The sequence below is a fragment of the uncultured Georgenia sp. genome (assembly GCF_937958535.1).
Taxonomy (GTDB): Bacteria; Actinomycetota; Actinomycetes; order Actinomycetales; family Actinomycetaceae; genus Oceanitalea.
In genome coordinates, this window is sequence record NZ_CALGNQ010000139.1 from 1 (window position 1) to 4,636 (window position 4,636).

Genomic DNA, 4,636 nt, shown 5'->3' on the forward strand with positions numbered 1-4,636 from the left:
CCGTCCCCGTCCCAGTCACCGACCAGGACGTCGTCGCCGGCCCGGCCGTAGTGGACCACCCGGTCGGCCTCCCCGCCGCGCAGCGTGTCCTTGACGTGGTAGGTCGCCCCGCGGCGCACCGCCAGGGTGTCGACGCCGTCACCGTCCCAGTCGCCCACCAGGACGACGTCGTCGGCCCGACCGTAGGTGAACACGCTGCCCGCGGGACCACCCTCGGCGGCGTTGTTGACGTAGTACGTCTTGCCGCGGCGGACGGTGATGGTGTCCTTGCCGTCGCCGTCCCAGTCACCGATGAGCACCTCGTCGGTGTGCCGGCCGTACATGAAGTACACGTCGGCGTCGCCGCCCCGCCAGCTGTTGGTGAGGAAGAAGCCGTGGCGCCCCGCAGGCGGGGGCGGCGGCTCCTCCTGGGGCCGCACCACCATGGCACTGCCGCCGCCCGACCGGACGGGCTCGGCGGCAGCCTGCAGCACGCCGTCGCCGAGGAACGCCACGCCGGTGACGTTGCCGAGCGTCGCCACCGGGTCGACCGTGTGTCCCCGGGCGCGCAGCGCGTCGCCGAGTGCCGTGTCGTGGATGCCGGCCTCGGCATCGCTCGCGGCTCCGTTGCGGCTCGACAGCCGCGGCGCCGCGATCGCCTCCGGCAGCGACATCCCGAGGTCGAGGTGGTTGACCGCCACCTGGAGCACCGTGGTGATGATCGTCGAGCCGCCCGGGGACCCGAACGCGGCCACCGGGGAGCCGTCCTGGCCCAGGACGATCGTCGGGCTCATGCTGCTGCGCGGCCGCTTGCCGGGAGCCGGGGCGTTGGCGGGGTGGTCGGGGTCGGGCTCGAAGTCGGTGAGCTCGTTGTTGAGGAGGAAGCCGTACCCGGGGACGGCGATGCCGCTGCCGCCGATCTGCTCGATGGTGAAGGTGAAGCTCACGACGTTGCCCCACCGGTCGGCCACGGTCAGGTGCGTCGTCGAGCCGGTCCCCTCCGCGGACGTCGCGTCGGAGGTCGGCCCGACCACGCCCTCGTGCGACCACGGGTCGCCCGCCGCCACGGGCCGCTCCAGGGCCTCCGGCCCGATGAGCTCGCGGCGCTCGTCGGCGAACTCCTGGGACAGCAGCCCGGTGAGCGGGACGTCGACGAATGCCTCGTCCCCGACGTAGGCGTTGCGGTCGGCGAAGGCGATCGCCGAGCTCTCCGCGAGGTGGTGCAGCACCTCCTCCTGCGTCATGGCGGCGAGGTCGAAGCCCTCGAGGATGTTCAGCGCCTCACCGACGGTCGAGCCACCGCTGGAGGGCGGGCCCATCCCGTAGACCTCGTAGCCGCGGTACTCCACGACCGTGGGGTCACGCTCCAGCGCCTCGTAGCCGGCGAGGTCGGCGAGGGTCATCGCGCCGGGGCGCACCACCCGCTCGGTGTCCGCGACGACGGGCGGGTTGGTGTTCGTCTCGACGATGGCCTCGGCGATCTCGCCCTCGTAGAAGACGTCGGCGCCCTCCTCGGCGAGGAGCCGGTAGGTCCGCGCCAGGTCCTCGTTGGTGACGAGCGAGCCCTCCTGCGGCACGTCGCCGTCGACGAGGAAGGTCTCGCTGCTCGAGGTGAAGTCGCGGAAGATGTCCAGGTTCTCCTGGGTGCGGCGCACGTACTCCGCGTCGACGACGAAGCCCTCCTCGGCGATGGTGGTCGCCCGCTCCAGCACGCGGTCCAGGTCCATCGTCCCGTGCTCCCTCAGGGCCCGCTCCCACCCGCGGACCACGCCGGGCACACCCTGGGAGAGGCCGGACACCCGCCGCTCGGCGAACGGGATCGGCTGTCCCTCGTCGTCGAGGAAGACGTCCGGCTCCATGGCCGCCCACGCCTCCTCGCGGGAGTCGATGGTGGTGACCTCCCCGGTCTGCGCGGAGTAGATGACCATGAAGCCGCCGCCGCCGACGCTGCCGTCGTACGGGCGGGTGACCCCGAGGGTCGCGGACGCGGCGACGGCCGCGTCGACGGCGTTGCCGCCCGCCTCGAGGATCTCCACCCCGGCGAGCGAGGCGTACGGGTCGAGCGAGGCGACCGCCCCGCCGGTCCCGGTCGCGGTCGGTTCCTTGTCGTACTCCTGGGGGGAGCCGTGCGCGGGGGCGGCGACCACCCCCGTGACGAGGGTCGTCACCAGCAGCGCCGGTGGCAGCAGGGTGGCCGGCGTACGCGGCCGCGTCCGGGCGTGTGACATCGTCGTCCTCCGTTGGTCCGGTCGGTTCCGGGGATGGTACGGCGGTCCGGCGGTCCGGCACATCCTGCGAAAGACCGGGCCCGGGGCTCAGGTGTCGGTGATGACCCCGGGCCGGGCCGCACCGAGGACCGCGACGGTCTGCCCCACCGCCAGGCACCCGACGAGGAGGAGCACGAGCTCCCAGGCGAAGGTGCCCCCGACCCAGCCCGCCGCGAGCGCGCTGCCGCCGGCGAAGACGTACCCGGTGGCCTGCGCCATCCCGGAGAGCCGGGCGGTGTCGCGCGGGTGGGCCGTGCGCAGCCCGAAGAGGCTGAGGGACAGCACGAGCGAGCCGCCGGAGCCCGCGGCGGCGACGGGGATCCACAGCAGCGCGGCCCCGGGTGCCAGGACCATGCCGACCATCGCGGCGACCGAGCAGAGGCTGACCACCACCCCGAGGGCGCGCAGGTCCGTCCGGCCGCGCATGAGCGTGGACAGGAGCAGCCCGGCGCTCATGCTCACCACCTGGAAGAGGAACATGTGCCAGCCCGCGGCCGCGGGGTCCAGGCCGAAGGAGCTCTCCACCGTGGGGAGCCAGGTGATGAGGACGAAGAAGACGCCGGACTGCAGCCCCATGAACGCGCTGACCACCCACGCGCTGGGCAGCCGCCACACCGGGGCCGCGGGCTCTGCCGGGTCGCCGGGCGGGGTGCGCGGCGGGCGCGGAGTCCGCCGGGCACGCGCGGTCCACAGGAGCGCGACGACGCCGATGACGCCGGCGAAGGCGGCCAGCGGGAGGCGCCACCCACCGCCCCAGGCGTCCGAGACCGGGACGGCGACCCCGGAGGCGGTGGCCGCCGTCAGGCTCATGACGGCGGTGAAGCAGGCGGTGAGGAGGGCGATGCGACGCGGGTGGTCCCGCTTGACGACGGCCGGGGCGAGGACGTTGCCCACCGCGATGAGCACGCCGAGCGCCGCGGTCCCCACCCACAGCGCACCGGGCACGGGCAGTGAACGGACGACGACGGCACCGGCCAGCGCGACCAGGGCGGCCGCGATGACCCGCTCCAGCCCGTGCCGTGCGGCGGGGCGCGGGACGAGGACCGAGCCGAGCCCGAACCCGAGGACGGGCAGCGCCCCGAGCAGCCCGAGGGACGCCGGGCCCAGCCCGGTCTCGTCCCCGATCCGCTCCATGAGCGGTCCGACCGCGGTGACCGGGGCGCGCAGGCACGCGGCCAGCAGGAGGACGGCCACCACCCCGGCGGCGGCCTCCCGGCCCGGGCCGCGCACTCGGTTCAGGCCCGTTCGGCGGCGTCCACGACGTTCGCCAGGAGCATCGCGCGGGTCATCGGCCCGACCCCGCCCGGGTTCGGTGACAGCCAGCCGGCCACCTCCGCGACCTCCGCGGCGACGTCCCCCTGGAGGCGGGCCTTGCCGGTCTCCGGGTCGACGACACGGCTCACCCCGACGTCGAGGACGGCGGCTCCGGGGCGCACCATGTCCGCGGTGACGATGCCGGGCACCCCCGCGGCGGCGACGACGACGTCCGCCTGGCGCACGTGCGCCGCGAGGTCGCGGGTGCCGGTGTGCGTCAGCGTGACGGTGGCGTTGACGTCCCGACGGGTGAGGAGCAGGCCGATGCTGCGCCCGACGGTGGTGCCCCGCCCGACGACGACGACGTGGGCCCCGGCGAGGTCGACGTCGTGGCGGTCGAGCAGCTCGAGGATGCCGCGCGGCGTGCACGGCAGCGGGCTGGTGACCGGCTCCTTGACCCGCAGGACGAGCCGTCCGAGGTTGGTGGGGTGCAGCCCGTCGGCGTCCTTGTCGGGGTCGATCCGCTCGAGCACCGCGTTGGTGTCCACCCCCGCGGGGAGCGGGAGCTGGACGATGTAGCCGGTGCAGGCGGGGTCGGCGTTGAGCCGGTCCACGGCGGCGAGGATCTCCTCCTGGCTCGCCGTGGCGGGCAGCTCGACCCGGATGGACTCGATGCCCACCTCGGCGCAGTCGCGGTGCTTGCCGGCGACGTAGCTGCGCGAGCCCGGGTCGTCCCCGACGAGCACGGTGCCCAGGCCCGGCACGACCCCGCGCTCGCGCAGCGCGGCCACGCGGGCGGTGAGCTCGCCCTTGATCTGGGCGGCGGTGGCCTTCCCGTCGAGGACCTGCGCGGTCACTGCTGGAGGCCCTCATAGAGCGGGAAGGCCTCGGTGAGCGTCCGCACCCGGGCGCGCAGCGCCTCGACGTCGGCCGCGGCGCCCTGGCCCAGCGCCGTGGCGATGATGTCGGCGACCTCGGTGAACTCGGCGGCCCCGAAGCCGCGGGTGGCGAGCGCGGGCGTGCCGATCCGCAGCCCGGAGGTGACCCGCGGGGGGCGCGGGTCGAAGGGCACGGCGTTGCGGTTGACCGTGATGCCGGCGGCGTGGAGGAGGTCCTCGGCCTGCTGGCCGTCGAGC

General features: G+C 74.9%; 3 protein-coding genes and 1 pseudogene. All 4 read right to left on the minus strand.

What is annotated here, in order from left to right:
• Positions 1 to 2,207: gamma-glutamyltransferase (ggt, locus tag Q0195_RS07750; RefSeq protein WP_299276713.1), on the minus strand; the 2,207-nt coding region annotated here is incomplete at its 3' end.
• 87 nt (positions 2,208 to 2,294) lie between these two features.
• On the minus strand, positions 2,295 to 3,476 hold the full coding sequence (locus Q0195_RS07755) for an MFS transporter (protein ID WP_299276715.1): 1,182 nt from the start codon (positions 3,474 to 3,476) through the stop codon (positions 2,295 to 2,297).
• Between the two features lie 5 nt (positions 3,477 to 3,481).
• Positions 3,482 to 4,357, minus strand: coding sequence for a bifunctional methylenetetrahydrofolate dehydrogenase/methenyltetrahydrofolate cyclohydrolase (locus Q0195_RS07760; RefSeq protein ID WP_299276718.1), 876 nt, complete (start codon positions 4,355 to 4,357; stop codon positions 3,482 to 3,484).
• Positions 4,354 to 4,636 (minus strand): annotated as a pseudogene (locus Q0195_RS07765) (serine hydroxymethyltransferase); the annotation flags it as partial. The pseudogene Q0195_RS07765 and the gene Q0195_RS07760, both read right to left, overlap by 4 nt.